The sequence below is a fragment of the Haliea atlantica genome (genome assembly GCF_054779855.1).
In genome coordinates, this window is the sequence record NZ_BAAGXL010000017.1 from 68,832 (window position 1) to 95,794 (window position 26,963).

Here is a 26,963-nt window from a genome sequence, read left to right on the forward strand (position 1 = left end):
GCCCGCCCGGGCAGGGGCCGCTTACTCCGCGGTCAGCAGGTCGTCCATGCGCTGCAGGGTAGCCAGCAGGTTGCTTGTCGCCAGCTGCGAGCCGCGGAAGTATTCCTCCGCCATGGGCGTTATCGCACAACGCTCGGGCAGCGCTGTCTCCTCCTCCAGCAAACGATAGAGCGTGGGCAGGAACACGAACTGCAGCCACTGGGGCAGGCTCAGGGTATCGATGCAGAAAGGTTCGCTGGAGGCCAGGGCACTGGCCGGCGGCGGCACCCGCTCCCAGAGGGCGAGCTGACGCAGCTCCGCCTCGATGTCGATCAGCAGTTCCGCGACTTCGGTGCGCATTGAACTAGCTCCGATCGCCGCCTTCTTCCAGTCCCAGCACCGCGTAGAGTGGCTGCAGCTGCTGCTGCAGGGCCGCCGGGTCGTCGGCGCACAGGGTCACGTGGCCCAGCTTGCGGCCGGGCTTGGGCGCCTTGTCGTAGCAGTGCAGATGCACACCGGGCACTGCCAGCAGGGCCTCCACCGGGGGAATCTCCCCCAGCAGGTTGATCATGGCACTGTAGCCGCGCGGCGCCGTGTCGCCCAGGGGCAAACCTGCCACCGCCCGCACATGGTTCTCGAACTGGGAGGTCACCGCCCCCTCGATGGTCCAGTGGCCGCTGTTGTGGACCCGCGGGGCAAATTCGTTGGCCAGCAGCTCGTCGCCCACCAGAAACAGTTCGAGGGCAAGCACGCCGACATAGTCCAGCGCCTCCATCAGGCGGCGCAGGATGTCCTCGGCACGGCCCTGGAGCGGGTGGCCCGGGCGGCTGAAGGAGATGTGCAGGATGCCGTCGCGGTGGGTGTTCTCGGACAGCGGCCAGAAACGGCACTCGCCGTCGTCGCCGCGCACGCCGATAATCGACAGCTCGCAATCAAAGGGCACCATGCCCTCCAGCAGGGCCGGCCGCCCCGCCAGTTCCCGCCACACCGCATCGAGGTCCGAGCCCGCATCCAGGCGCCATTGCCCGCGGCCATCGTAGCCCGAACGGCGGGTCTTCAGAATCGCTGCATTGCCGGCCTCCGCCATGGCAGCACGCAGATCTTCCAGGGAGTCGACCACCCAGAAGGGCGCCGTGGCAATATCCAGGCGCCGCAGCAGGGTCTTCTCGTCCAGCCGGTCCTGGGAAGCAGCCACGGCCTGTAGCCCTGGCGCCAGCAGTTCACGCGCCTGCAGGGCTTCCAGGCTGGCCACCGGCAGATCTTCCTTCTCCACGGTGATACGCTGCGTGCCCTTCGCCAGGGTGTCCAGGGACTCGCCGTCGTCGAAATGCCCGCAGACGGTCTCGCCCAGGTTGCGGGTGCAGGGACTGACTTCATCGGCATAGAAAACACAGCCGACACCCAGCGGACGGCCCGCCAGGGCCAACATGCGCGCCAGCTGGCCGTTGCCCAGGATACCGATGTTCACGCCGTCGCCTCCCGCGGGTCTGCGTTGGCCAGCACCCGCTCGGTCTGGGCCGCGCGCCATTGCTTGAGCCGCTCCCGCAGGGCGGGATCCTCCACTGCCAGCATGGCAGCCGCCATCAACGCGGCGTTCACCGCCCCAGCCCGACCAATGGCCAGGGTGCCCACGGGTACGCCGGCGGGCATCTGGACAATCGACAGCAGCGAATCCATGCCGGAGAGGGCGCGGGACTGCACCGGCACGCCCAGTACCGGCACCCAGGTTTTCGCCGCCAGCATCCCCGGCAGGTGAGCAGCGCCACCCGCGCCGGCAATGATGACCGCCAGCCCGCGCGCCTCGGCCTCTTCGGCATAGGCAAACAGTTTGTCCGGAGTGCGATGTGCGGAAACCACCTCAACGCTGTGGGGTATCTCCAGGGCTTCGAGAGTTTCCGCGCAGCCGGACAGTGTCTCCCAGTCCGAGGTGGAACCCATCACGACGCCCACCCGGGGCAACTCATTCGCTCGCGAGGCTGTGTTCGCGCTCATGGCAACTCCCTTGATGCAGGAACGGGCACGCCCGTGCCCGTCAGTGAATGCATGAATTCAAAATGACCGGTAATTATATGCCAAATTCCCGCCGGAAGGGCGGCAGCGAGTCGAGAATGGCGCGCCCGTAGCGGCGGGTCAGCAGGCGCCGGTCCAGCAGCGTGACGCGGCCGCTATCGGCCTCGGTGCGCAGCAGCCTGCCGCAGGCCTGCAGCAGGCGCAGACTGGCATCCGGGACACTGATCTCCATGAAGGCATTGCGCCCGCGAGCCTCCACCCATTCCGCCAGGGCGGCCTCGATCGGGCTGTCCGGCACGGCGAAGGGAATGCGCGCGATAAGCACATGGCAACAGTAGTGGCCGGGCAGATCCACCCCCTCGGCAAAGCTGGCAAGGCCAAACAGGATACTGCCCTTGCCGGCATCCACGGCTTCGCGATGGCGCCGCAGCAATTCCTGCTTGCTCGCCTGCCCCTGCATCAGGATCTGCTCACCCAGGCGATCCGCCAACCCTTCATAAACCGCCTGCATCTGACGGCGGGCGGAAAACAGCACCAGGCTGGCCTCGGTTGGATCCAGCCAGCCGGGCAGGCCCGCCACCAGCGCGGCGGTATGTGCCTCGGCGTCTCCGGGATCGCAATCCATGGCCGGCACCACCAGCGTGGCCCGCGAGTAGTCGAAGGGGCTGGTCACCACCTGAAACTCGGCCTCCCGGGGTACACCGGAATGCAGGATAAACCGCTCGAAGGAGGACAAGGCCGTCAGCGTGGCCGAGGTGACCACCACGCCGGCGGCGCGCGACCAGAGCACATCCTGCAACAGGTCTGCCGCCAGGATAGGGCTGCAGCGCAACTCGAAGCCCGCCTGGCCACCGCTCTCCAGCAGGCGTGCCCAGCGCGCCCGCGGCGGCTCTTCGCGGGAGGTGTCCGCGGCGAAATCCCGCCACAGCTCGAGTGTCGCTTCCGCACGACCCAGCATGCCGCCCACCGCGAGGTGCCAGGATTCCGCATCCTCGCGGTCGAGCTTGCTGTCGGCGTCATCCAGGGCCGCCTCCAGCTGGTCCGACAACCGTGAGAACACGGATTGCAGTCGATCGAACTGGGCCGCCAACCCGGTGGCCAGTCCCGACAACGACTCCGGCACCTGACCGTGGGGAAAGCGCAGTGTCTGCCCCTCGGGGCTGCCGCGACCATCGGGGGCCGGGAACAGCGCCGCCACCGCCTGCTCGGCAGTCTGCAGGCCGGCGCGGGCCTCCTCCAGAATCGGCGGCAGGCTCTCCAGCAGGCGCTTGCCATCGGGCAGCTGTGCCAGCAGCTTCGCACCCTGGGCCAGCTGCTTGCCGCTGTCCTGGAGCCACTGCTGCGTGGTGTGCAGGCGACAGAAGCTGCTGAAATGCGAGAGCGCCTTGTCGGGGAGGTGGTGCCCCTCGTCGAAGATATAAATACTGTCTTCCGGCGGCGGCAGGATGGCACCACCGCCCAGCGCCAGGTCGGCCAGCACCAGGTCGTGGTTGGCCACGATCACGTCCGCCTGCTGCAGATCCTCCCGGGCCTTGAAAAAACTGCACTGACTGACATTGGGGCAGCGGCGCCCGCTGCACTGACTGTGATCGGAAGTTGCCGCCAGCCAGGTCTCCTCGGCCATTTCACCCGGCCAGTTGTCGCGATCGCCGTCCCACTCGCCACGGCCCAGGGCATCCAGCATGGAAGCATACAGAGGCAAGGCGTCGGCCGGTGTGCCGGCCGCCTGTTCGTCGGGGTAGAGCGGCAGGAAGTCGCCGGCACTGCCCTCCATCAACAGGCGGTCCAGCTTGGACAGACAGACATAGCGACGGCGCCCCTTGGCCAGGGCTGACGAGAAGGACAAGCCGCTGTGGCGACGGATATCCGGCAGGTCCTTGTGGACGAATTGCTCCTGCAGAGCCACGGTTGCGGTCGCGACCACCAGGCGCTTGCCCCGCGCCTGGGCCAGGGGGATCGCCGCCAGGGTATAGGCAATGGTCTTGCCGGTACCGGTGCCCGCCTCTACCACACAGATGGGCGGCAGACCGGCCTCTTCCGGGTCATCCGCCGGGGGGATGCGCGCCAGGGTATTGGCGATGGTGGCGATCATCTGCCGTTGTCCCCAGCGGGGACTCAGCTTGCGGGCGGACTGGATGGCCGCATAGGCCTCCCGGATCCGCGCCTTGAGCTCCTCGCTCAGCACCCCCGGGCCTGCAGCCGGGCCAGCTTGGCGGAGACCACATTGGCGTAGATCCCCAGGGCCTGCTCCCGGTGTGCCTCGGGCAGCGCCTCGATACGGGCATCAAACGCGGCCCGGCTGCAGCTGCCCTCTTCGCGGTGAAGATCCGGCGGCAAGGTCGCCGACTCACCCTGCAGGCGGCGCCAGGCGTAAAGGTTGGTCGGATGCAGGCAGTAGAGCGCGACCACCTGGTCGTCGACCGCCGCCGCCACCGCCTCGGGGGACTCGAAGTCACCGCGCAGGGGCTCGCCAAAGGCGACGTGGACCCGGCCCTTCTGACCGGAGATGCCGCGGGCGATGGAGGCGACATCCTCCTGCTCGGCCTTGGCATAATGGCCCGTGGACTCCCGCAGGTAGAGCTCCCGCGCCTTGAGCCCGTCGCAGGGATCGAGCTCGTAGGAAATGGAGACGGGCACGATACCCAGGGCCTCGACCAGCTCCGACAGGGACTCCCGGGACTTGTCGCGGCTCATCGCCAGCATCTTGATCACCGCCGGCTCGGTGCGATCGATACCGTTCTTGGCGCGACCTTCACGCTGGGCAATCCAGACCGGCGCGCCCTCTTCCTGCAGCGAGTGGCGGATATAGGCCGCGAGCTGGCGCGAGGCCGCCAGCAGCTCCCGCGGGCCGCTCACCGAGCGCCGGACAATGAAGCTCTTGTTCAAGCGCATCAGGTCGGAAACCCAGGGCTTGGTCAGCAGATTGTCGCCGATGGCGATGCGCAGGGTGGGAAAGTTGTTGCAGTGGAGGGCGTAGTTGGTGAAGGCCGGGTCCATGACGATATCGCGGTGATTGCTCATGAACAGCCAGGGCCGCGAGGGGTCCAGCCGGTCGAGACCGGAGACGCTGAAACCCGCCGTAGTATCCTTTATCACCTGCTCGACATAGGACTTGATCACCATCTGCATGCCGTGCACGTCGTTGACGCCGCGCAGCTGGTGGCGCAGGAACCAGCTGACCGGGAGGCGGCACAGGGCCGGCGCGGCCGCCCCCAGGCGCCCGAGCTTCAGGCGCCCGATGGCATCCAGCAGCTCGCGGTCCGAAAGCAGGCGACGCAGCACCGCCGGCACTTCCGCATCGTGGTAAGGACGGATATCGGCAAACGGATCACTCAACCAGGAACCCTCCCCGGGGAAAGCGGCACACGATACCCAAAAAGCCTGCGCCAGTCATCCGCCGGATGTGGCCGCAAGCCGCCCCGTTCCCCCCGCGAGCGCGCAACGGGCGGACAATCGGGCGCTGACAGGCACCCCGCCTTCTGCTAACCTGCTGCCCGCTTCGACCGCGCGCCGCGCTTTTTGGAGGAATCATGGAAGCCACTTCTGCCACTCTGCTGACCTTCGGGCTGGCGACCCTGCTGGCCAGCTGGGTCATGCTGCTGATCCAGTCCTGGAAGAACGACTACGCCTGGGGCCTGTGCGCCCTGATCCTGCCGCCCTTCGCCTACCTTTACGGCCTGTTCCGGCTGGACAAGGCCGGTCAGTCGATCCTGCTGGCGCTGATTGGCCTGGTGCTGGTCTGGATGGCCTGAATCCGGCTAGCAGTGTTACGCAACAGCGGCATTACGCTTTCTTAATGCTGCTGTTGCAATATCTAAATATCCCCTAAAAACAGAGCCTTAGAAAGAGGGCAAGCAACAGAGAGCAGATCTGTTACCTGTCAGGCGACGAATCTTACCGATTTGTAACGTTTCTACACAGCTCCCGGGCGCGTATAATCTCCGCATCCACGCTTATGCCATGGAATGTGGCCCGCCCCGTCGACCGTCGATACCGGGCCAGGATGAACCTACCGAGGAGTTTTCAATGACTTTCGCCAAGCTGATCACCGCATCTGCCCTGCTCGCCGTTTCCGCCGCGAGCTTCGCCGCCAAGCCCACCAGCATCGTTTTCCAGAGCAACGAGGAGAGCGCTGACGGCCAGGCTTACTCCGTCTACCAGGTCAAGTGCTCCAACGGCAAAAGCGCCACCATGAGCGCCTGGGAAAACCGCCGCAAGTGGTGTGTCGGCACCGAGCTCAACGACGAGTGCGAAAAGAAGCAGATCAAGGCCGCCAAAGAGGCCTGTGACGCGGTTTGATCACCGCGTTCCGCAGATCGATTGCCCCGGGATCACAGTACGACTGGAGCCCGGGGTACTAGCAAGTGCCCAAAACAGCACCAAATTCATGAAGCCAGCAGCTCATTCAGCCCTTTGACAAGAGCCCTAGCCTCTTTATCCATTGGGCTTTCGAATCGCTTGCTCACACCACGAAAGACCAGTTCGGTTAGGTCGCCAGCGCAGGACTCGACGTCCAAAGGTTTACGCTCCGTCAAATAATTCCACAGCAGGTGCTCAATACTGCCATAGATAGTGTCTCGCAGGAGCGGAGGCAGGCAGTCCCCGCGAATTTACACGGCCCTGATGCCTTCTTGCAGCACTCCCATCAGGCAATTAGTGTAGCGTCGATTGAGTTGATGAATCTCTGTAACGAACTCTTCCTATATCCCGCGTGACTCGCGCAGAACGCCCCCCAGGGCAAGGGTTACGCCCAAGTACTACTCTCGCCGAGTCCATCACCGTTCCAACCGACCTTCTTCAGAATTCATAGATAAGGTCGATACCGTAGGTTCTGGGCTCACCCCAGTAACGTTGGGCCGGGGTGACTGGCGCGAGAATCGGGTTGGTCATCAAAGAATACTCCTCATCTGCCAGATTCTTCACCCAGAGCGCCATGCCAAACTTGCCGCCACCGTCACCCAGCAGTGCCAGCTCGGTCAGTGACACTCTTGCGTTAACCAGGTCGAAAGCGGGGTTGCGATAGGTGCTACGGTCAATTTCCGGCCCCGGTGTAACCTCCCCAAAATTGGGCCCTGGTGTTGTGACGACACTGTAGGAGTCCACATAACTGGAAGCGTAACGATCTTCGTAGCTCCAACTCAGACTTGCGTCGAGAACGCCTGTGAAATTACCTATCTGAAACTGATCTTCTCGGTAGGCGAGTGTCACAGATGCACTATGGCGCGCCGGCTCGAAATGGAAGAACTCCTTGATCTCGACGCCGGTTTCCGGGTCCTTGACCGAGTCGTACTCGTACTCAATATAGGCATGACTGATGTCGAGGCGAAGATTGGCGGACAGCGCCAGATTGACATCCAGTTCCGTGCCAGTATAGGTGGATTCACCCACGTTAAAGATATCAAAAGGGACGGATGCAAGATCGGCAAACTCAGGACTGGAGTTGCGCACAGTGACCTGCTGATCCTCGAATTCACTGATGTAAACGTTGGCGTTGACACGCAACCGCGAATCCAGGAAGTCAGCCTTGATGCCGGCCTCCAGGCTGGTCAGCGTTTCGGGATCAAAACCCTCCTTGAATATGCGATTGTCGGGGATTGGTGTTGCTCTGATCGCGGTACCTCCGGAGCGATAGCCTTCCACATACTTACCGTATACCATGATGGCATGATCCAGGTGGTACTGCACGACAAGGCTTGGCGTCACTTCACTGAAGTCATCCTCGTACTCCGCCGGCACACCCACATCCCCGATATCACCTGAGGCGGGCGGCGCTTCGCCGGTAAACCGGAATGCCGGGTCGTTCACCGATGCTCCCGATACGACGTTGTACAGCGATGCCTGGCGATCGTCCCGCGTATATCGAATGCCTGGCACGATATCCAACCTGCCATCAAGAGCCGCGGGACTCCAGGTCAACTGGAGGTAGGCGGCTTCGGATTCATTGCTAGCGTCAAGATCGCGAACACCGGAGGGTGATACAAAACCCGTGGGTAAGATAGGCGAATCCGGAGCCGGCCAGACAACCAGCTGGGTGCCCCGCTCTCCGGTCTCGCGCCCCTCTTCGTCAAACCAGTAGAGCCCGGCGTTGTAGGCCAGCGTTTCGTTGAATGCGCCTATAAACTGCAACTCTATAGAAGTATAGTCACCTTCGGTATGAATGAAGCTTTGCGGAAACTGGAATGGTGGGATCGCTGCAAACTCATCGGTAGTGTCAAGGCCACTTGCCGCAGTCAGACGCTCGCCGCCGGCGAGCAGCATGCCCTGGTAATCATCTTCATACTCGCGATATCCGATGATTGCCCGAAGTGTGTGATCATCCGCATAGGACCAATCGACTGTAAAAGTATGCCCCCGCGCCCAAACCTCGTTACCCGTGAATTTGCCACGCAATGACAGGTCGTCAAGCCGGTCATCAGGGCTGCAGGTCGCCGGATCCACCAAAGAACCCAAACCGGGAATCAGCGTAGTGCATTGCAGTGGCTGGGAGTAATACTCGCTCCGCGACCAGTCATACCCATAATCGAGGGTCAGATTCTCTGTCGGTTGCCAGCGAAGATCAAAACGTGCCGCATCCGCGTCGCGGTCGTTGATTGGACTCCCACCTGGATAGCTGTTGGATATCCATCCTTCCTTGTCGTCGATCAGGTAGCTTGCACGCAGCGCCAGAGTGTCGGAAACCGGCACGTTGACGGTAGTCTTCGAAAGAAATTTGTCATAATTGCCGGCAGTGAATTGTTGCCTGAACTCGAATTCATCGGTCGGCTTGCGTGTGATGTAGTTGATGGCACCTGCCGTGGCATTACGCCCGTAAAGTGTACCCTGAGGCCCACGCAGCACCTCGACCCGCTCCAGATCGGCCACGCTGAGATTCAAGCCATTGCCCCGTGCGATGTACACACCGTTCAGGTGAACTGCGGCGGTAAGATCCTGAGTCACTTCTATAGCCCCTGCCGCCACGCCGCGCAGAGTGAATTGCAGGTTCTGGTCGGAAACCGGGTTCGGCCGAACCGTGAGGGAGGGAACCAGCATACGAATATCGGTGACGCTGTTGACACCATGGCGTTCCAGAGCAAGTTCATCCAGCGCCGCGATGGAAATGGGAACGTCCTGTATACTCTGCTCCATCTTTTGAGCGGTCACCACCACCACTTCCAGGGCCGGTGCAGCGCCCCCCTGGGCCACGGCAAACTGGGCTGCGGCGACACCACTGACCACAAGACTTTTCAAACCAAATCTTTTTGTCATCTGTTTAGCCCTCTAATAGTTATGTTGGCTGTTGCTTGTATCCGAAGCGATGGGACTTGCACCTGCTTACAGTCTACGTCCCGGCGTACATCTTCATGTGCATCAGCCAGGGCAGATCTGCCATACACTCTCCATGGTATGTCAGCGAAAATGGACGGAATTACCCAAAAACGACGTTACCGGTATCATATTCTCCCGACCAGAGTCACAACCCGGCACCAGACGGTGCGAGGTTGCGCCCTCGCAGCGATGTGGGTCTGCCCAGAGACTGTATGAAGACACAAGACACGGCGACGCAAATCAGAAGAAGTACAAACGCCCATTGATAACTTCCATAGTGGTCGAACAGGGCCCCACTGGCATAAAGAAGAGCTATCGCAGTCGGCTTCATGAGAATCACCATCAAACCCATTACGGTGCCGTAGCCGGAAGAGCCGAAGTGGCTGGCTATCAACGTCATCCACACCGGATAGACGCCTCCCACTGCCAGTCCGAGAACGCCGGCACTGATTGCCAGGACTATGTAGTTCGGCTGCAGTATGAACACGCTCAGAAGCAGGACATGGCATAGCACCACCAGGAAATACAAGTGGCGTAGGTCCCATGTGTCCGCCAGATAGCCGACGACCAGTTTTCCGCCGATTGCCGAAAGGGTCATCAGACCGGCAAGGGCAGCGGCCTGCTGCAGGCTTAGACCGATATCGACAAAGTAGGGCACCTTGGATATTAGCAGCGCCTGATCACTCCCGAACAGCAAGCCAAGGCCGAGAGTCATCATCCAGAATTGAGAGTTGCGCAACAGGTCTGAAAAAGCCCAGGCAGGAGTACCGGTCTGCCAATCTGCCTGCTCCGAATGCGCGGCTTCGAACTCAAGTGAGTAGCCGGACTCAGAACCTTGCGGCTGATTGCGAATCACGAACAGGGCCATGCACAGCATTAGCCCACTCATTATTGCACCTTGTACCAGCATTGCCTGCCGCCATCCCAGCATGTCTATAAAAAAAGCCGCGGAAGGCGCCATGATGAAGCCACCGAGGGAAGTGGATACAGCCAGGATTCCCAGTGCTCGACCGCGCCGCGACCCGAACCACCTCACGACCACGGTATTTGCCGCCAGTGAACCGCAAGCACACACACCGAACGCCAGCGGTCCGGCAATGACTGTGGGAAACCAAAGTACACTCGGAGCTGTAGACAAGGTGAGAAAAGCCGCCGCAACCGAGACTGCTCCCAGAGCCATCACCCAACGAACCCGGAAGCGATCCAGGCACCGTCCCACCAAAGGCGACCAGATTGCCAGACCAACCATCAAGGCAATCATTCCGGAATTTCCAATGGAGCGGGAGATAGCGAATTCTTCGCTTATCGGTACCAGGTAGACACCATAGACATAGTGTGTACCCCCGACGGCAAGTAACGAACAGAGAAAGCCTGCCGCCAGGACAAACCAACCCGGGTATATCGAGACGCGTGGCCCTGGTAACTTATCTGACATTTTTACCATCCCTCCGGGCCCGATCAGTCGGCGGATACATCACAAACCAAGATTGAAAGCTGCTGCGGCGTTCTCACAGATAATCTTCCTGCGATCCTGCTCGGGGATACCAGCCTTGGCAAACTGATCGATTACCTGTTGCTGAGAGTTGGGCCAGCAAGTCGCCGGGTGCGGGAAATCCGTCGACCAGTAGAGACTGTCCGGGCCCATTTCCTTGTAGTACTGTCCCAGTGCATGGGGCTCATACATGAAAGTCGCGCCCATCTGCCGGTTAAAGTATTCGCTGGGCAGCATGTCTAGACCAGGGAAATCGTAGTGTTCATCCATGCGCTGGTCGAGCAGGCTGAGGAACCAAGGTATCCACCCCAGGCCCGGTTCAACCAGTATTACCTTCAGCCTGGGGTGCCTGGCAAGCGTTCCTGTCAAGATCCAAAACATGATGGTCTCCGACATCGCCATGGCAGGCATAGCAGTGAAGATTCCCTTCTGTGGTGTCGGATCTCTGCGAAATACAGACCATGTATGAGGGCGCACTTCCAAGTGGTTGAGTACCGCTATACCAGTCTCTTCAAAACGAGCCCAGAGCTTCTGATAGGACTGATCATTGAAATCCGGGAGCCCCATGTCACCCGGAAACGAGGGAACCTGAAACCCTCTCGCCCCCTTTTTTGCGAGACGATCGAACTCCTTGATCGCAAGGTCGACATCATAGAGGGGAAGCTGATAGGCAGAGAGCAGGCGGCGCGGATTGAGGGATGCAAAGTCGGCCATCGCGTCGTTGAATCCGCGGATACCATCGATCCAGTGTTCACCCATCAGTTCAGGGTTGGCAATTCGCGCTCCGCCAACTTCAGCAAAAATAACTTCCGCTTCTACTTGATCGCGGTCCATTGCCGCGAGTCTCGCACGAGGATCCATGTAGCCAGGATCCTGACTTGCTTCCAGGTCAACAAAGTCCTCCATCTGCAGCTGCGGTTGTCCCTGACGGTTAACTCTTTCGTCATGCTCCCGGTCCTTCGTCCTGGCATCTTCCCAAGCTGCCTGTACCTTTTTGGACAGATGGGACTTGATCACTTCATCACTCAGAAACGCATGTGAATCAGCCGATATGAGTCGCTCTCCCATGACCTGCTCCTTTGTATTCGAATAACAGTCTGGTTGGACCCGAAGATAGACAGTCCATACTCGTAGAATAATCAAGGAGGGGGGAGTGGAGACATGACGCAAACTTACAATGGCAGCGTCGGAAAGCTACAACACACTAAGCCAGTGCAGCAGGGCATCATGCAGCAGATGTCTCGATTCATAAATAAAATGCATATGGCCTGCCTCCGGTAATTCCATGGCAGTCACTTCCGGACTCAGAGGAAAGCCCTTCGCTGCTTCCGATACCGGACCCGCGATGTCTCTGGCCCCGTTACACAGGAAGACCGGCCTGTCTACATGCCGGCTTTCGAAGTCCACGCTACCCGGGACTAGCACCACTGCGCCAGGTACAGAAATCAAGGGGGACCGGCACTGCTGCAATGCCACATACGCGTCGCCGGTCACGCTGCCAGACGATTGCCTCGATGGGGCGGAAGGCAATTCGACATAGCCAGCGCCAAACTGCCTTTTCGCCAACTCAACCTGACGCTCTTCCAGTCGCTCTGGCGTCGAAGAAAGCACTTTTCCAAGGTCACACAGGTTATCGGGCATTCCGCCGTGCCCAAAGCCCAAGAGGGCCAGCCCGTCATAACTGGTAAATCTGTACTGCTGCTTCAAAGCGAGGAAGGCCCCCATGGAGTGCCCCACTACTACACAGGGAATTTCATCGGCTGTTGCCTGCAATCCATGTATCAGGGTGCCTTTTCGCAACTCGTCAAGCACTTTGGCCAACAGCAGCTCGTTTCCAGTGACGACTCTTTCAATTGTAACGGAATATCCGTTCCTGGGCCGGCTACTCTCCCCCACTCCCAAGTGGTCTATGGACAACACCAGCATGCCTGCCCTGGCCAAAGTACGCGCCAGGCTATAAGTTTCATCAAGCTGTACTCGCAAGTCGAAGTAATGCCGGTTACACCCACCACCCGGCAAGCAAACAACAAGCGCTTTCGGGGCCCCTAGCGGGGGAAACAGTTCTCCCACCAGGCGCACCGGGCCCGTCAGGCCAACAGCTTCGGCAACATCAATCTCACACCGCATCCGTTTCAAATGGTCTTGCCGCCGTGTCAGCCAGCCTTGCCGGCAGGCCCGAGGTCGTAGGGATAGCAGGACTCATCTACCACCACCTTGGAATCGAACAATTCAGCCTGCTCCTCAGGGGAGTACCCCAGCTCGCCAAGGATTTCACGAGTGCACTCGCCCACTAGTAACGGTCTACCCTGAACTACTGCGGGGGTATCGGAGAACTGATAGGGTACCCCGACATGACCAATGTGCCCCGTCACCGGATGTGGCAGATTCACCAACCAGTTCTGCGTAAGTAGAAATGAGTCTGGCTTCCACATCTTGTAAGTGAAATCGGGGTCACAGATTTCGCACGGCACTCCCGCAGAATCCAGCCGGGCAAACCAGTCTTCGGCAGAACGCGTACTCATCCGCTCCTGGATCAGTTCAGTCAACAGCTTGTCGTTGACCTGTCGCGCCCCCACAGAAGAGAAGCGCTCATCATCAAGCACCTTGTCGATGCCCAGCACCTTAAAGAGAGTCGGCCATTGCTCATCTCGCAGTATTGCAAGACACAGGAAATCATCTGATGTGCGGTAGAGACGGTAGCCCGCCGAATAGCCAAATGCGTCTTCCTGGAGTTTGGGACGATCGAAACCACTGCCATCATTACGGGCGATGATATGTGAGCAGTTGAGAAGATGGGCATTGACGATGGAGGTATCGACGAATTGTCCCTCGCCGGTCTTTTCCCGCTCGGTCAGTGCCTGAATAATCGCAACTGCCGCGAGGTAGCCATTCCCGGTATCTCCCAGTGTGGTTTGCGTCCAGTAAGGACGTCCGCCTGGATAGTTACAGGCCCCATCCTCCCACTGTACGCCCGCGAGTGCAGAGCCTGTCTGGTCGTTCCCAGGCAGAGACTCACGCGGGCCCTTTTCGAAGCCGCGGGTATGACAGTAGACCAGGCGAGGATTGATCTCCTTGAGGGTTTCATAATCCAGCCCTTTTCCCTCGACCGCCTTGTAGCGCATGTTGTGCATCACCACGTCCGCTTCTGCACAAAGCTTTTGAATCAGTTTTATCCCTTCCGGATCACGCATGTTAACGGCGATACTGCGCTTGCCACGGTTGGCAGACATCGCAATGCAATTGGAGTGCCAGTACCAGTCGTAGGGCGCATTGACCTTAATCACCTCGGCCCCGAGGTCTGACAAAACCTGGGCGCCGAAGGGCCCGGCGATCGCCAACCCGAGGTCGATTACCTTGATACCCGCCAGCGGGTGGGCTGGCAACTCGTCAGTCGGTACCGAAATACATGCCTCTGCCGCTGCGGCGGCTTCAGCACGCACGTCCTCCGTATGCTCGCCCGGGAGGGCGACACCCCTCGCCGGTTCAGTCGTGTTCTTTTCCAGCGAGTACAGAATGCCTACCTGGCGCGTATCACCCAGCAATGGATCGGCGATTTCCGCGACACAACCGTCAGCCAGAAAATGCGGATCGCTCAACGCCTCTTCGGGCGACAGGATCTTTTGAATGCACTGCCCCGCCACGGCGCCAGCTTCTGTCCATTCATCGGCATTGAATCGACCAATAGCCTGCTTGAGCAAGGGGTAGTAGTGATCTAATACCAGCATGTCTTCGAGAGCTGGCATGATTCGGTCCGGATCTTCCCTGACCGACATGTCCGGGGACGGGTTTAATGAATCCCCCTGGGAGGCACCCAACACAAAGCTAGGATTGGGTACCCAGTTGATAATCCAGCGTCCATCCTTGCAGCGGAAGTTCCCCTTGGGCGATCTGGAGTCGTTGATCCATGTGGCGAAATGCGGGGCGTCAGGCTTATCCGCCCTGCTGAAGGCGAGCGTACCCGCCGTCAATGCCCCCTGCAGCAGACTGGTCTCCACCCATTGACCGCAACCGGTCTTCTCGCGAACATAAAGCGCAGCACTGATCGCAGTGAGCGCGGAATAAGCTGCGCCCACACTCGGCCAATAGGTACCGGTAAATACCGGGCCATCACGATCCTCATGCCGCGGCCCCATGACGGCATCCGGATTGAACTCGATGTCCTCGAAGGGGATCTCGCCACCGGAAGCCCGGGAAACTCCGCCGACACGACCACGCTGTTCGTAGTGCAGGCCCGTCCTGGCTGACACCAGTGCGTCAATTGCTGGTCGATCTGACAACTCGTTGTCGCGCCCGTACCCAGTAATGGAACAGTACACCAGGCGTGGATTTGTGGCCGATAGGCTTGCATAGTCCACTCCGAGGCGAGCGGTTTCTCCAGGTCTAAAACTCTCTACCAGCACATCAGCCGTTTTAACCAGGTTGAGAAAGGTCTGCCGGTCTAGCGAATCCTCCAGGTTCAGCACCGCATTGCGTTTGCCTCGCTGCCAGGCCCTGTAGCCCAGTGTCATTATCTCCCTCCAGGGGTCACCCTCCGGGGGCTCTATCTTGATCACATCGGCACCTTGATCGGCAAACACCATGGTAGCCATGGGACCCGATATTCCCTGTGTGAGATCCAGTACTCGCAGTCCTTGTAATACACCAGCCATGTCAGTCTCCTGCTACCGTATAGAATGATGGTACCTGTCTCACGTGGGGCAGGTGGCTTCCAAATGCACATGAATGCTTATCACAAACTTACAAGCTAGCCCATTCTGATTGCCGGATACCCGCGACCGTAGCAGTGCTTGCGACCCGCGTGACTGTCAGATTCTGATATCGTCAGTGTCGGTTTGTGGCCTTTTCCCGATGAGCAAAACCACTACACTCAATCGACTGGAGTCCAGCCGCGTCCGCGCGGCAAGCCAAGCAATACTCAGCAGGAGAACAAACCACCCATGAAGTCACTGAAACCCGGGATGCGCCTAAAGAGCGCTGTGAGCGATGTTGAAATCATGGTTGTCAAAGGCAATCCAGGCATCCCCATAAGCCTCTGCTGTGGTGGCGCGCCCGTAATAGAGATGGGAGAAAAGGTAAATGCTGACCTTTCCCAGACGAACATTGAAGGTGAGACGCTGATGGGAAAACGATACGTCAATTCAGATCAAAGCTTGGAACTGCTGTGCACCCGAGGTGGTCGGGGTGTACTGTCGGTAGACGACACACCCATGACCCCTCGCGAGGCACGCGCTCTGCCCAGCTCGGACTGAACCGTGAACATACTGATGCTTTTGCAAATGGCTGCGGAGGCCATGGGGCAGCAGGAGGCGATCCGCTGTGGCGGCGACAAGCTCACCTACGCGCAGCTGTATACCGCCGCCCTCCGTGCGGGGTCCAGTTTTCAGAATTCAGGTACAGAATGTGTCGCCTGGTTGGACGAGGCAGGACTGGCCACCCCTATCGCACTGTTTGGGGCAGCGGCGGCAGGCATACCCTATGTCCCCTTGAATTACCGTCTGACCGCAGCCGAAATCGAAACATTGCTGGAGCGATTGAGCTCACCTTTCCTGATCACAGGTGACCCCCGAGTAGCAATTCATGGCCACATGCAGTCATCTCGGGACTTCTTTGCCAAATCAACCAGGGACGACCTTCCGGGGAAGGAACCGGCCGTCACGGAACCCGATGCGCTGGCGGTACAACTGTTCACCAGCGGCACCACCGGCCAGCCTAAGGCCGCTGTGCTGCGACACTGCCACCTGATGTCCTATGTTCTTGGCTCGGTGGATTTCGCCGGCGCAGACGAAACCGAGGCGGTACTGGTTACAGTTCCTCCGTACCACATCGCCGGCATCTCCGCACTGCTGAGCGCGACCTATGCGGGGCGCAGGGTCGTCCTCATGCCCGCTTTTGACCCACTGCAGTGGCTTCAACTGGCACGCCGGGAACAGGTCACACATGCCTTTCTGGTACCTACCATGCTTGGACGAATCGTCGAGGTGCTGCGACAACAGGAGGCCACGACCGCGCGGCTGCCTGCACTGCGGGCGTTGGCCTATGGCGGTGGCAAGATGCACCTGGACACAATTGAGTCAGCCATGGAGTTGTTTCCGGGTGTTGAATTTACCAACGCCTACGGCCTGACCGAAACCAGCTCTACTATCACCCTGCTGGGGCCGGAAGATCACCGCCTCGCATACAAGTCCGAAGAACCGGGAACTGGCCGCCGACTGGCATCAGTCGGACGACCACTACCGGGGATTGAGGTGGAAATTCGCGATGCTGAGGGCAATGCCCTGGGGCCGTTCGAACCCGGCGAGGTACATGTACGCGGTGAGCAGGTTGCCGGCGAATACCTCGGCCGGGGCAGTCAGCTGGACCGAGAGGGCTGGTTCCCGACGCGGGACGCCGGCTATCTCGATGATGCCGGATACCTGTTCCTGGAGGGTCGGGCGGACGATATCATCGTACGCGGTGCCGAAAACATCTCCCCGGGAGAGGTCGAAGATGTGCTGGCTGCACACCCCGCCGTGGCCGAAGCCGCTGTGGTCGGCATACCCTCCGAGAAATGGGGGGAGGCCATCGCTGCGGGCGTCGTGCTGCGCGCTGGTCAGGAGGTCTCCTCCGAGACCCTCCGGGAACATGTCCGCACGGCACTTCGCTCTTCCCGCGTGCCCGAGGAAATAGTCTTCCTGGAGCAGCTTCCCTACAACGAGATGGGAAAACTGTTGCGTCGGCAGATCAAGGCCGCAGTGATGCAACGCTCCATATCGTCTCGCCCCCGCGCACAGTGAGCTGTACCCTTTCGCTGTGCGGATCCCCCAAAAGATCACGCCAGCAGCCTTTCAACAGGCACAGGTCCGCCCTTACCCCCGGCGCTATTCGCCGCAGTTGTCCGGGGTTGTCCTCCCGCCCCAGGAAAAGCCCGAGTGCTTGCCGTGCATCGAGCTTTTCGCTGCTCTGCATCACGCTCCCCAGGCCCGTCCGTCGCTCGATCGATGCCCGCATGGCGCGCCAGGGGTCGGGGTGACCGAAGGGTGCGTCACTTCCTGCTGCCAGCATTACCCCGGCACGCAAAAAGGATACGCCGCGGTACAACATGGGCAGCTCTTCCTGAGCAACTTGTCGCAGATACTGGTCACCTCGTTCACTCAGAAAATGCGGCTGAGTGACCACGGTCACCCCCAACTCCGCAATCCGAGCAATCGCAGCATCATCCGCCACCGACGCATGTTCAATGCGATCCCCACCGATACTACCCGTTTCCTCGAGTGCAGTCAGGGCAAAATGCAGCTCGGCACGAGTTACGCAGTGAAAGGCAACATTACGGGCACTAGCATGAGCTCGAACTATGGTCTCGCGGAGACAGTCAAAATCTGGCAGAGCGGGCTCCTTCAGATAGATCTTCACCGGCCCGCGACGTAACAGGGGTGTGTCATGTGCGGGAAGATCAGGGCGCCCCATCAGAAATACTCTCTGACGCAGCACCCCTTCGGTCTGGGCCTCCTCCAGGAGCCTCAACGTGGAGTGGTCGTTGTCGGGGCCGGCATCAGTAACTCCGGTCACACCGTAGCTTGCCAACTCCCTGCTCACAGACTGCAAAGACGAAGTGTCACCAGGCAAGTACCGCCGAAGCCAGTCATCCAGGTGGTAAAATCTCCCTGTGGGCCTACCGAGAACGTCTTTTTCCGCACCAGCCGGCCAGCTTTCGGGCGGCGGCAGCCAAGCCTGTGCGGGACTGTTGAGCACCCACAACCGCCCACTGCGGTGTTGTATCTTAACCGGCACCTCTCCGCAGACCGTGTCCAGAAATGCGGCGTCAATATCCCCGGCCACGCTTTCGTGATAACCAACACCGCGCAGTATAACCGGCCGCGCCGAAACAACCCTGGAAAGCTGGTCCCGCAACGCTCGTTCGCTGGTCACGTTCGGCGGCCCGCACTCGACGGAAGTCCGGGCCGCCGCCAATGCTAAGAGATGGATATGATGATCCTGCAGACTGGGAATCAGACAACAACCGTGCGCGGACAAGCAGGCTTCTCCACGCCTGGGTTCCAGTTGGCGTGCCAGGGTTATCACTTGGCCATTGCGTATTCGAACATCCATGCGACGCCCGGGCCCTGTTTCCGCACCCAGTATTAACATTTCAAGGTAACCTCGGCCATGTATCGGTCGGTATCCGCACCCAGCGACCGTGCACATCCCGAGGGAGGGCGCGCACGTGGCGGCAGGACGGCGGTGCGGTCGCTTCCCCAGTCCAACCACCAGTCGCCTGCATCCTCCAGGACCGGTACGTTATCGTAACGCGGTAGGGAGAAAGCATGTGCCACGACTCCCGCCATCGAGATGTCCAGCAAGCACCCCCCTCCAGCTAGCCAATCGGCCCAGCCGACTACAGCCGCGTGCAACCCTGCCAGCGGATCGGCGATCGCGTCACCGCAGAAGATCTCTCCAGCTCCGCCAAGCGCCAGCGCCTGGGTCAGGCCGCCGGCCACCCCGGCGTCGTCCCCAAAGGCGGCGCGCATGCCTTCATCACAGTCGCGCCCGTAGCCGGTGATGCTTATCCAGGTTTTTCCAGGCCGCTCTTTCAGCAGTTCTTCAGCATGGATGCCGAGCTGGCGCATTGCTCTAGGCCGGCTGCTTTCAATGACGATGTCAGCGCTGTGGAGCAAGGCCCTGAGCTGCCGTCGACCCTGCTCACAGTCGAGGTCCAGGGCAACGCTTGACTTGCCTGCATTCAGAAGGTCAAAAAAGTCGGCTGGCCCCATACGAGCCCCATCCGGCCGGCTCAGACTCTCCACCTTGACTACCTCGGCACCGAGGAGCCCGAAAAGCTGCGCACACAGTGGGCCCGCCCACAATGAGGACAGGTCCACAACCCTGGGTCGCGCCCTGCGCCTCGCCGCCACAGACCGCCCCAGGAGCAGGCATTTACACCATTCAGGGGCTGGCACTTCCGGCTCCACCGTAGCTACCGCGAGCCCCAGCAACCGTCCACGCGCAAGCAATTCGGACGCAGGGTAGCGCGCGACTTCAAGCTGCAAACGATGCCAACTGGCAACGCTTTCGCCGTCCAGCAAAGCTGCCAACAACTCCCAATCTGTATCCCGTGTCAGATTAATCGCCAGCGAGCCGTCGCTGGCCCGCACTAATCGACAACTACCGCCTGGTGAAATATCGCCTTGGCGGCCGTGGCCCGCAATGGCTGCCCGCTCCCCCAGAAGCTCCGGCCCCTCAGGAAGGCGAGCTTGGGGCGCCAGTGCAGCGAGCGCCAGCATTGCACCGCGCGCACAGCTGGCCAGAGGCACGGGAATACATCGGGGTGGGCCTTCCGGCCAGCCGGTCAACCACATTCCACCGCTTCGTGCCCAGTCGACCTGTGGGTGGGGCTCAACCATTGAACTTACCCGTCGAAACGGTAGCCCCAGGTGTGCCAGCAGTTTCCTCGCCCACGTGGTCGCAGGTCCAACCTCCCGGTCCATTCTCGATACACCGCGCCTCATCACGCTCCATCTGATTGCTTTACACGGCCAAACCATATCACTACCACGGGGGAGGCAAACTGACATATGGCCATACCACATCTGACAGCTTTACTCATCAGGTAGCCCCACCGTACTACCTGGTGCCACAATGCGCCCCAGGGTGGCAAGCAAGGAAAACGGTCTCATGAGGGAGACACTGGCCCAATGGTTCGATCCGGATGCCTGGCGATGGACGCTGGCCAGCCGGGGAATCGAAGACTGGAGGTCCGGCAGGGAACCGTACCTGTTACTCGATCTGCGAGGCGCCGGAAACTGCCCCGACCCACTGATTCCAGGACCCGTTCCATGTCCGATCGTGGGCCGGATAGACGAGGGAACGTCTCCCAAGGCACTCGCCGCCCTGGACTGCTGGATTGAAGGGGAACAAGGCATTGAAGCCGTCGAGGCCAACTTGGCCAGGGCACCCGTGGCTGCAACGGTACTGGCGCAACTCTGTCGCGCGCTGGAATGCCTGGATACGCCGGCAGCCCTGGACATGGAGTCACTGGCTTATGCCACCCTGCAGGCAGGTCGCGAGCACCAGTCATGGCTGAAGAGCCGGGCTCCGGCAACGCCGGTCAAGCGGCCCGATTATCCTCCCGTGTTGCTTGAGCGCGAGCAGTGCTCCCTGCTAATCACACTGAATCGTCCCGAGCAGCGAAACGCCATGTCAATGGCCCTCCGCGACTCGCTGGCAGAGGCTCTGGAGCTGGCCGTCCTGGACACCGACATTGAATGTGTGATCTTGCAAGGTCAGGGAAAGTGCTTCAGCATCGGCGGTGACCTGGACGAATTCGGGCAGGTTCCGGACCCGGCCACCGGCCACTGGATTCGCAGTGTAGCCTTGCCTGCACGAGTCCTTTGCCGTGTCCCGTGCAACAGCGTGGCAAGATTGCATGGCGCCTGCATCGGCGCAGGCATTGAGCTACCCGCTTTTGCAAAAAGCGTCGTAGCTGCGCCTGGCACGCACTTTCGCCTGCCTGAACTCAGCCTCGGGCTGATTCCCGGCGCAGGCGGCTGCGTAAGCATACCGCGCCGTATCGGGCGTCAGCGTTTCCTGTGGCTGGTGCTTTCGGGCCGACGCATCAACACGGAACGAGCATTGCAGTGGGGGCTGATCGATGCGATTGAGTCCCTGCCGGCATCCACGGCCAAGCCCCAGTGACTGGGCCAGCTATTGGGCCTATGATCTTGACTGGGCAAACAGGATACACCGGAGGGCGTGCCATAAGCATAAGCATCACCAACACAGCATCACTGATTGAACGCTATGCTCGCGCGATGATACTGGGAGCCCGCAGGAGTGGCTTTGATGACGCCATTATCTGCAAGGCGCTGCGAGAACCCATGGCGGGACCCGAACTGATGCGTGAGGCTCCCACCAGTTCGGAGCAAATCAACGGCTTCCGGTCGCATCTGAGTGCGCAGCCGGCTGGCAGAATAGTGGAGCTGGACTCACTGGATTTTACCCCGGAGCTTTTTGCAATTGTACAGCGCAACCTGAAATGGCTGATCGGTGACGAATTCTACGGACTTACCGAGCAACCCTGCAAACCCGGTGTGTTTGTTTTGATGGTGGAGCTGATTCTTGGCAGCAGTACCCTGGAGAGTTCACTGCGCCGTGGTATCCGCTTTTTTTCAGCGGTCAGTGATGATCTGACCTTCAGCCTGGACCGGGGTACACATTTCGCCGAGCTCGGTGTTCACGTCAAGCGCCCCGAACTGGATACACTGCACTTTCTCGGCGAGTGGCATCTGCAAATCTGGCACGCGCTCATCTGCTGGCTGATAGGTGAGAAGATTCCCATTATGGATGCAGGCTTTGCCCATGACCCCATGAGTCCAATCAGTGAATACTCGCGGGTATTCTCCAGCAGTTGTCGTTTTGGGCAGTCGGCGAACACAATTCGCTTTAATGCGGGATTTCTCGACAGGCACTGCGTTCGTTCCATGGAGGACTTCAATATCTTCCTCAGTGCCAACCGCGTGGACCTGGTGTCAGTACCTGGAATGGATAACCCCCTGGCGCCCAGGATTCTCAACCAGATGGAAAAGCACTTTGACCAGACCCGCGAACTGCTGCCCATGGAAGCCGTCGCCGAAGAATACCATGTCAGCAGTCAGACACTGCGGCGACGTCTCGAAGAGGAGGGCACCAGCTTCCGGGCTCTTAAAGAAGAGGTACGCAAGAAAATGATCCTGCGCTGGTTGGAAGACGTGGATATCCCCATCAGCGAAGTCGCCCGGATGGCGGGTTTTGCGGAACCCTCCGGTCTGTCTCGCGTAGTAAAGGCATGGCTCGGCAGGAGTCCCACCGATTTCCGGGTGGAAATCGCCAGGAGAAACAACCTGGATGAGGATAACTAAACAGGGCTGACCGACGGAGTATCGACTTCCAGGTAACGAATTCGCAGCTCATCGCGCTCCGCATTTCCCAATCCCATCACCTCACGGAGGTAGCTGTCGAAATCACCGTAGTCATCGATTGAGCGCAAAGCCCGGGCCAGGTACTCAGGATGCACCTCCAGCATGGGCAGAATGGCGTCGTCAGGCACACCCTCCAGGCCATACTTGACCCGTAGCCGCTCGATCTCTTTAGGGGGCGAAAAGTAGCGACTCGTCAGCAGGTAATCAGCCATTACCTGCTCCCGCGGCACCCCCAGGGCAAGTAAAATGATGGCTGCGGCAAACCCGGTACGGTCCTTGCCCGCAGCGCAGTGTACAAGGCTGCGGCTTTCTGGCTGCTCCAGCAGCTCGCGGAACATCCGGCCGAAGGCATCCCCCTGATTCTCGGCAAAGTCCTGATTGATCGCCACCATAAAGTCGAACATCGCCTGTCGGCCGCCGAGATCCAGAGAGCCACTGGCAAACACCGCCTCGTTGCTGCCGGGAGTGATCGGCAAGCTTACAGTGCGGGGCAGCGGGTCTGCCGGCAACCGGTTAGGGGCATGGCGCTGCTCGTCTTCACGTCGGAAGTCACAAATCACATCGAGTCGTAGACGACGCAGCGCAGCTACATCGGCCTCGGTAAGACTGGACAACTGCCCGGAGCGAAACAGCAAGCCCCGTCGCACACGCCGGCCATCGCTGGTGGTGTAACCCCCGAAATCGCGGAAATTGGGTGTTCCCTGCAGGACCAGGCGCCGTTCCTGCCACCTCGGCCAGGACTCATCTGCCGGTTCGGAAAGCCGTGATGCGCTGGGTATACTTGACATGCTATCTCTCGTTAGTCTTGGTTGCTTGTTCAGGAGTCGCCGGGTCACCCTCGTATTGAAGCACAGCCAGCAGAGTGGTTTTGACCAGCGCTAGCTGACGCTCCAGGGCCTCGTCGCTGAAAGGATCCTGTCCCAGCAGGTCTCGATACATGGGCGCCATCGTAACGTAGGACATCACCAGGTTGTTGAATGCCATTACAGCCCAGGGCTGCAGACCCGACTCCCCCAGTGCGCGCAGGCCTGGCCGATCGAGATTAGGATCACGCTTGAACATCGGGCGAAAAAAACGCTCTATAAGGTCAGCAGTACCTGGCCCTCCCGACAGAGCGGCATGCTGCAGCAATCGCGCCAGATTCGGGTTCGCATGATGCATGCGAACAATCGCGCCCAGCCAATCCAACAAACGCTTTTCAGTAATCGGGCCGCTGGCCAGCTCTGCCATGGGCGCCCCAAAGCGGTCCAGCAGGCGTTCCAGCACCGCTCGATACAGGGCTTCCTTGTTGCGGAAGTGGTTGTAAAGACTGGGCGAGCGGATTCCCACCTCTCCCGCAACCTCACCCAAAGATGTGGCCTGATAGCCCTTGCGGGCGAATAAAGTTTCGGCGGCATCCAGGATGCGTCCCTGTGTGTCACCAGACATCCTGCGGCGTGTACGGGCCAATGTGATCACCAGTCCCCAGTTATGGAGCAATGCAAGTCCACGCAGGAGTATACCCGCACGCCGGCCACGTGGCACCCACACCTTGGGAAGCTACCGCGCCGGCTCTTCAGAGCAGGCGGGGTTGGTGCTGACTCGAGTTCGACTCCCGAATCAGCAGATCATAGATCTAATGGCTCCGCGTAGAACTGCGAAAACCATTTCCGGAAACGAAAGATGGGGCCATCACCATCACACAACAAAGGTTTGGGGCGGTACTTCTTGTTATTCCATATAACCATGTCAACGGCCTCGAAACCTGCCGAATCCTCTCCCTCTGCTTGGCCAATCGAATGCTGGTAAACATGTTCAGCCAATTCGCGCTCTGGGGTACCAGGGCGGAAGTCAGGGAAGGTGAAGTGCATGCGGCTCAAGGTGAGCTCCCGGGTGATTGGGAGAGGAGTGGAAAACATCAGTACGGTCACATCACCCTGCGTGTGACGCACGATATTGATACCAGGGCCGTGATTGTCACCCACTATGTAACCCTCACCAATATCGAAGTGCAACACGGGACCGTCTGTTGAGACAGCTCCTGAAGGTATTTCTGGTGCTCCATGCAGGAACTTGAGGTGAGGGTAATCCACGCCGTTTTCAGCAATCTCCTGGATACAGGTCGAGATTTCCCATTCGCCATGACGCACAGGCACATAGCCTTCCGCCACCATTTCGGGCACCTCGGGTATCGACCACGCGGGCGCTGCTGCGTCCGGATGGTACCAGGCCCATATCAACCCATAACGCTCTTCTACGGGCAGGGTTCGCAGGACAGCCTGCTTCTGAGCCAGCGGTGGCAGCGATTTGGCATAAGGGATGTGCCTGCACCAGCCACCGGCATCATACTCCCAGTGGTGAAAAGGGCAGCGCAGGTGATTGCCCTTGACCACGCCGCCATGCCCCAAATGAGCACCGAGATGAGGGCAGAAGGGGTCGCTAATGCCCACCCCGCCGTCCTCGCCGCGAAACATCACCCACTCTTGGTCAAAGGCAAATACAGTGCGAACCTCGCCAGCAGCCAGCGTGTCGGAAAGGTCTATCACATACCACCCCATGGGAATCGGGAATGGGCAGCGCTCCAGTTCCTTGCCGACCTGAATACGATCTACAGCCATTTCGTTCATCATTCATCTCCTCGTGGGGGGTCACCATCAATCCCGACGGCATCAGCGTCCCAGAATCGCGCCGGCCACACCGGAACAACAGAAAGCAGTTTCAACATTGTTTACCTGATTTGCCGCGCTACCGCGGACCTGTCGCACGGCTTCCGTGATGTTGTTCATGCCGTGTATGTATGCCTCTCCCATCAACCCGCCATTCGGGCTCAGGGGTGTTTTACCGTTGAGTTCCATATTACCGTCAGCAATGTAGTCCTTGCCCTCGCCAGGCCCACAGAAGCCGAAGGCCTCCAGCTGACGCAGGATTTGTGGTGTGAAATTGTCATAAATCATCGCCACATTGGTCTCCCGAGGCGCCAGGCCCGCGGCGCCGGCCAGGCGCTCCGTCACGCGCTCTGATACAGCGAGCCTAGTGAGGTCCCCCTCGTAAAAATCAGAGATAATCTCGTGGTTGAACAGAAACGCGTATTCAGCGCCCAGTATTCGCACGGGCATTTGCCGAAGATCCCGAGCTCGATCCATGCGGGTGATAACCAGTGCGACGCCACCATCGCTCTCCTGGCAGCAATCCAACAGGTGTAGCCAGGGAGCAACAATCCAGCGGGAGGACTGGTGTTCCTCGAGGGTGATGGGTTTGCCATAAAACCAGGCTGCCGGATTGGTGGCAGCGTGCTTGCGCATCAGGACGGAAATTCGGCCAAGATCCTCCGAGGTTACCCCGTAGTGATGCAAGTAGGGGCCAGATGACAGCGCCTCCCAGGTCGCCGGGGTTTGGGCGCCAAAAGGCAGGCACCACTCGATGAAGGTTGAGCTTTTCGCATAGGGGTTCATTGCCATCTGAGGCTGGCCAAACCGGTACTGGGAGCGCTCGTTCATAGCACGCCAGACAACCATCACATCGCACATCCCAGATTCTACAGCGTTGCGGGCATGCACCAGCGTTGTGACTGAGGCCGCCCCGCCCTGGGGAGCACGCAGGGTATATTTGAGTTCCCGAACTCCAAGGTTGCGCATCATGTCAACCTCGTCACTGGGGTCCAGATCGAAAGTCAGCATTCCATCCACATCCTGCGGCTCAATACCTGCGTCGCGCAAAGCCATGAGCACCGCCTCGGCGGCCAGCTGCTGCTCCGACCGCCCCGAGTTGCGAGAAAACTCGGTCTGTCCAATGCCAACAATAGCGGCCTGCCTGCTCGCATTGTTCATGAGGCTGCTCCTGAAGCTGGCACGAACACCGGAACCTTGTGACCTCCCCGGGTCAGGGCAAAGGTCACTACCACCGGCATGCCGACCTGCATGGCTGCCGAACTAGCATCCTCAATATTACTTACCAGCCTCAATCCCTCTTCCAGCTCTACAATTGCAACCAGGGGTGCCTCGGTAAACCCAACCGCAGCAGGATGAACTGGCTGTACCCAGCTGAGTACAACCCCGCGACCGCACAGGTCGTGCTCCTGTTTTCGTGTACTGTGGCAGCTAGGACACATGCCTCTCGGGGGATGACGAAGCTGGCCACAACCCCCGCACTGTTGAGCAACCAGGCGGCCCTCATCGGCCGCCTTCCAGAAAAAGGCGCCATCCGTTGTCATGACAGGATCCGGGCGTTCTGGATTAGTGGTTATGACAGCCGACATGGGACTTGCTCCT

The 26,963-nt window shown here is 59.9% G+C and carries 23 protein-coding genes; 6 read left to right on the forward strand and 17 right to left on the reverse strand.

Annotation, left to right across the window (positions count from 1 at the left end; genetic code table 11):
* Nucleotides 1-21 precede the first annotated feature (21 nt).
* From ACYVGS_RS11125 to ACYVGS_RS11145, 5 genes are all read right to left on the reverse strand, one after another.
* Nucleotides 22-339, reverse strand: a complete 318-nt coding sequence (locus tag ACYVGS_RS11125) for a YqcC family protein (protein ID WP_460588746.1) — start codon at nucleotides 337-339, stop codon at nucleotides 22-24.
* Nucleotides 340-343: 4 nt separating this feature from the next.
* Complete coding sequence (locus tag ACYVGS_RS11130) at nucleotides 344-1,447, reverse strand: 5-(carboxyamino)imidazole ribonucleotide synthase (protein WP_460588747.1); 1,104 nt, start codon at nucleotides 1,445-1,447, stop codon at nucleotides 344-346.
* Nucleotides 1,444-1,971, reverse strand: a complete 528-nt coding sequence (gene purE, locus ACYVGS_RS11135; protein ID WP_460588748.1) for a 5-(carboxyamino)imidazole ribonucleotide mutase — start codon at nucleotides 1,969-1,971, stop codon at nucleotides 1,444-1,446. Before purE ends, ACYVGS_RS11130 begins: the two co-directional genes overlap by 4 nt.
* 73 nt (nucleotides 1,972-2,044) lie before the next feature.
* Nucleotides 2,045-4,174 (reverse strand): ATP-dependent DNA helicase DinG, encoded by a 2,130-nt coding sequence (gene dinG / locus ACYVGS_RS11140; protein ID WP_460588749.1) that lies wholly within the window; start codon nucleotides 4,172-4,174, stop codon nucleotides 2,045-2,047.
* Nucleotides 4,168-5,325, reverse strand: a complete 1,158-nt coding sequence (locus tag ACYVGS_RS11145) for a lysophospholipid acyltransferase family protein (RefSeq protein ID WP_460588750.1) — start codon at nucleotides 5,323-5,325, stop codon at nucleotides 4,168-4,170. The genes dinG and ACYVGS_RS11145 overlap by 7 nt, the downstream gene beginning before the upstream one ends.
* A gap of 194 nt (nucleotides 5,326-5,519) precedes the next feature.
* Here ACYVGS_RS11145 and ACYVGS_RS11150 point away from each other — a divergent pair, with 194 nt between their 5' ends.
* The gene (locus tag ACYVGS_RS11150) at nucleotides 5,520-5,741 is read left to right on the forward strand and encodes a hypothetical protein (protein ID WP_460588751.1); all 222 of its coding nucleotides are present in this window, start codon (nucleotides 5,520-5,522) and stop codon (nucleotides 5,739-5,741) included.
* A 274-nt stretch (nucleotides 5,742-6,015) separates the two neighbouring features.
* On the forward strand, nucleotides 6,016-6,288 hold the full coding sequence (locus tag ACYVGS_RS11155; RefSeq protein ID WP_460588752.1) for a hypothetical protein: 273 nt from the start codon (nucleotides 6,016-6,018) through the stop codon (nucleotides 6,286-6,288).
* Between the two features lie 498 nt (nucleotides 6,289-6,786).
* Here the strand turns inward: ACYVGS_RS11155 and ACYVGS_RS11160 are convergent, their stop codons facing one another.
* The 5 genes from ACYVGS_RS11160 to ACYVGS_RS11180 all read right to left on the reverse strand — a co-directional run bounded on the left by ACYVGS_RS11160 (nucleotide 6,787) and on the right by ACYVGS_RS11180 (nucleotide 15,435).
* The gene (locus ACYVGS_RS11160) at nucleotides 6,787-9,234 is read right to left on the reverse strand and encodes a TonB-dependent receptor (RefSeq protein ID WP_460588753.1); all 2,448 of its coding nucleotides are present in this window, start codon (nucleotides 9,232-9,234) and stop codon (nucleotides 6,787-6,789) included.
* A 205-nt stretch (nucleotides 9,235-9,439) separates the two neighbouring features.
* Nucleotides 9,440-10,738, reverse strand: a complete 1,299-nt coding sequence (locus tag ACYVGS_RS11165) for an MFS transporter (protein ID WP_460588754.1) — start codon at nucleotides 10,736-10,738, stop codon at nucleotides 9,440-9,442.
* A gap of 30 nt (nucleotides 10,739-10,768) precedes the next feature.
* Nucleotides 10,769-11,854 carry an amidohydrolase family protein gene (locus ACYVGS_RS11170; RefSeq protein WP_460588755.1) on the reverse strand — a complete coding sequence of 362 codons (1,086 nt, stop codon included), beginning with the start codon at nucleotides 11,852-11,854 and terminating at the stop codon, nucleotides 10,769-10,771.
* 126 nt (nucleotides 11,855-11,980) lie between these two features.
* Nucleotides 11,981-12,913: an alpha/beta hydrolase gene (locus ACYVGS_RS11175; protein WP_460588846.1), complete on the reverse strand. Its 933-nt coding sequence runs from the start codon at nucleotides 12,911-12,913 to the stop codon at nucleotides 11,981-11,983.
* Nucleotides 12,914-12,939: 26 nt separating this feature from the next.
* A complete protein-coding gene (locus ACYVGS_RS11180; protein WP_460588756.1) occupies nucleotides 12,940-15,435 on the reverse strand; it encodes a CaiB/BaiF CoA transferase family protein in 2,496 nt (831 codons plus the stop codon).
* Between the two features lie 288 nt (nucleotides 15,436-15,723).
* Here ACYVGS_RS11180 and ACYVGS_RS11185 point away from each other — a divergent pair, with 288 nt between their 5' ends.
* Together ACYVGS_RS11185 and ACYVGS_RS11190 are read left to right on the forward strand one after the other, a co-directional pair.
* Nucleotides 15,724-16,035 carry a hypothetical protein gene (locus ACYVGS_RS11185; protein ID WP_460588757.1) on the forward strand — a complete coding sequence of 104 codons (312 nt, stop codon included), beginning with the start codon at nucleotides 15,724-15,726 and terminating at the stop codon, nucleotides 16,033-16,035.
* Between the two features lie 3 nt (nucleotides 16,036-16,038).
* The gene (locus ACYVGS_RS11190; protein ID WP_460588758.1) at nucleotides 16,039-17,559 is read left to right on the forward strand and encodes a class I adenylate-forming enzyme family protein; all 1,521 of its coding nucleotides are present in this window, start codon (nucleotides 16,039-16,041) and stop codon (nucleotides 17,557-17,559) included.
* Here the strand turns inward: ACYVGS_RS11190 and ACYVGS_RS11195 are convergent.
* Complete coding sequence (locus ACYVGS_RS11195; protein WP_460588759.1) at nucleotides 17,507-18,796, reverse strand: amidohydrolase family protein; 1,290 nt, start codon at nucleotides 18,794-18,796, stop codon at nucleotides 17,507-17,509. The two genes, ACYVGS_RS11190 and ACYVGS_RS11195, sit on opposite strands and share 53 nt — an antisense overlap.
* Before the next feature lie 107 nt (nucleotides 18,797-18,903).
* Nucleotides 18,904-20,349, reverse strand: a complete 1,446-nt coding sequence (locus tag ACYVGS_RS11200; RefSeq protein WP_460588760.1) for a CoA transferase — start codon at nucleotides 20,347-20,349, stop codon at nucleotides 18,904-18,906.
* Between the two features lie 85 nt (nucleotides 20,350-20,434).
* Here ACYVGS_RS11200 and ACYVGS_RS11205 point away from each other — a divergent pair, with 85 nt between their 5' ends.
* Both ACYVGS_RS11205 and ACYVGS_RS11210 read left to right on the forward strand, forming a co-directional pair.
* Nucleotides 20,435-21,454: an enoyl-CoA hydratase/isomerase family protein gene (locus ACYVGS_RS11205; protein WP_460588761.1), complete on the forward strand. Its 1,020-nt coding sequence runs from the start codon at nucleotides 20,435-20,437 to the stop codon at nucleotides 21,452-21,454.
* Nucleotides 21,455-21,636: 182 nt separating this feature from the next.
* Nucleotides 21,637-22,656, forward strand: coding sequence for an AraC family transcriptional regulator (locus ACYVGS_RS11210; protein ID WP_460588762.1), 1,020 nt, complete (start codon nucleotides 21,637-21,639; stop codon nucleotides 22,654-22,656).
* Here the strand turns inward: ACYVGS_RS11210 and ACYVGS_RS11215 are convergent.
* The 5 genes from ACYVGS_RS11215 to ACYVGS_RS11235 all read right to left on the reverse strand — a co-directional run bounded on the left by ACYVGS_RS11215 (nucleotide 22,653) and on the right by ACYVGS_RS11235 (nucleotide 26,950).
* Entirely contained in the window at nucleotides 22,653-23,504 is an 852-nt protein-coding gene (locus tag ACYVGS_RS11215; protein ID WP_460588763.1) for a tyrosine-protein phosphatase, read from the reverse strand. The two genes, ACYVGS_RS11210 and ACYVGS_RS11215, sit on opposite strands and share 4 nt — an antisense overlap.
* A 1-nt stretch (nucleotide 23,505) precedes the next feature.
* Entirely contained in the window at nucleotides 23,506-24,174 is a 669-nt protein-coding gene (locus ACYVGS_RS11220) for a TetR/AcrR family transcriptional regulator (RefSeq protein WP_460588764.1), read from the reverse strand.
* A gap of 149 nt (nucleotides 24,175-24,323) precedes the next feature.
* Nucleotides 24,324-25,325: an aromatic ring-hydroxylating oxygenase subunit alpha gene (locus ACYVGS_RS11225; protein ID WP_460588765.1), complete on the reverse strand. Its 1,002-nt coding sequence runs from the start codon at nucleotides 25,323-25,325 to the stop codon at nucleotides 24,324-24,326.
* Between the two features lie 39 nt (nucleotides 25,326-25,364).
* Nucleotides 25,365-26,522 carry a beta-ketoacyl-[acyl-carrier-protein] synthase family protein gene (locus tag ACYVGS_RS11230; RefSeq protein WP_460588767.1) on the reverse strand — a complete coding sequence of 386 codons (1,158 nt, stop codon included), beginning with the start codon at nucleotides 26,520-26,522 and terminating at the stop codon, nucleotides 25,365-25,367.
* On the reverse strand, nucleotides 26,519-26,950 hold the full coding sequence (locus ACYVGS_RS11235) for a Zn-ribbon domain-containing OB-fold protein (protein ID WP_460588768.1): 432 nt from the start codon (nucleotides 26,948-26,950) through the stop codon (nucleotides 26,519-26,521). The genes ACYVGS_RS11230 and ACYVGS_RS11235 overlap by 4 nt, the downstream gene beginning before the upstream one ends.
* Nucleotides 26,951-26,963 lie beyond the last annotated feature (13 nt).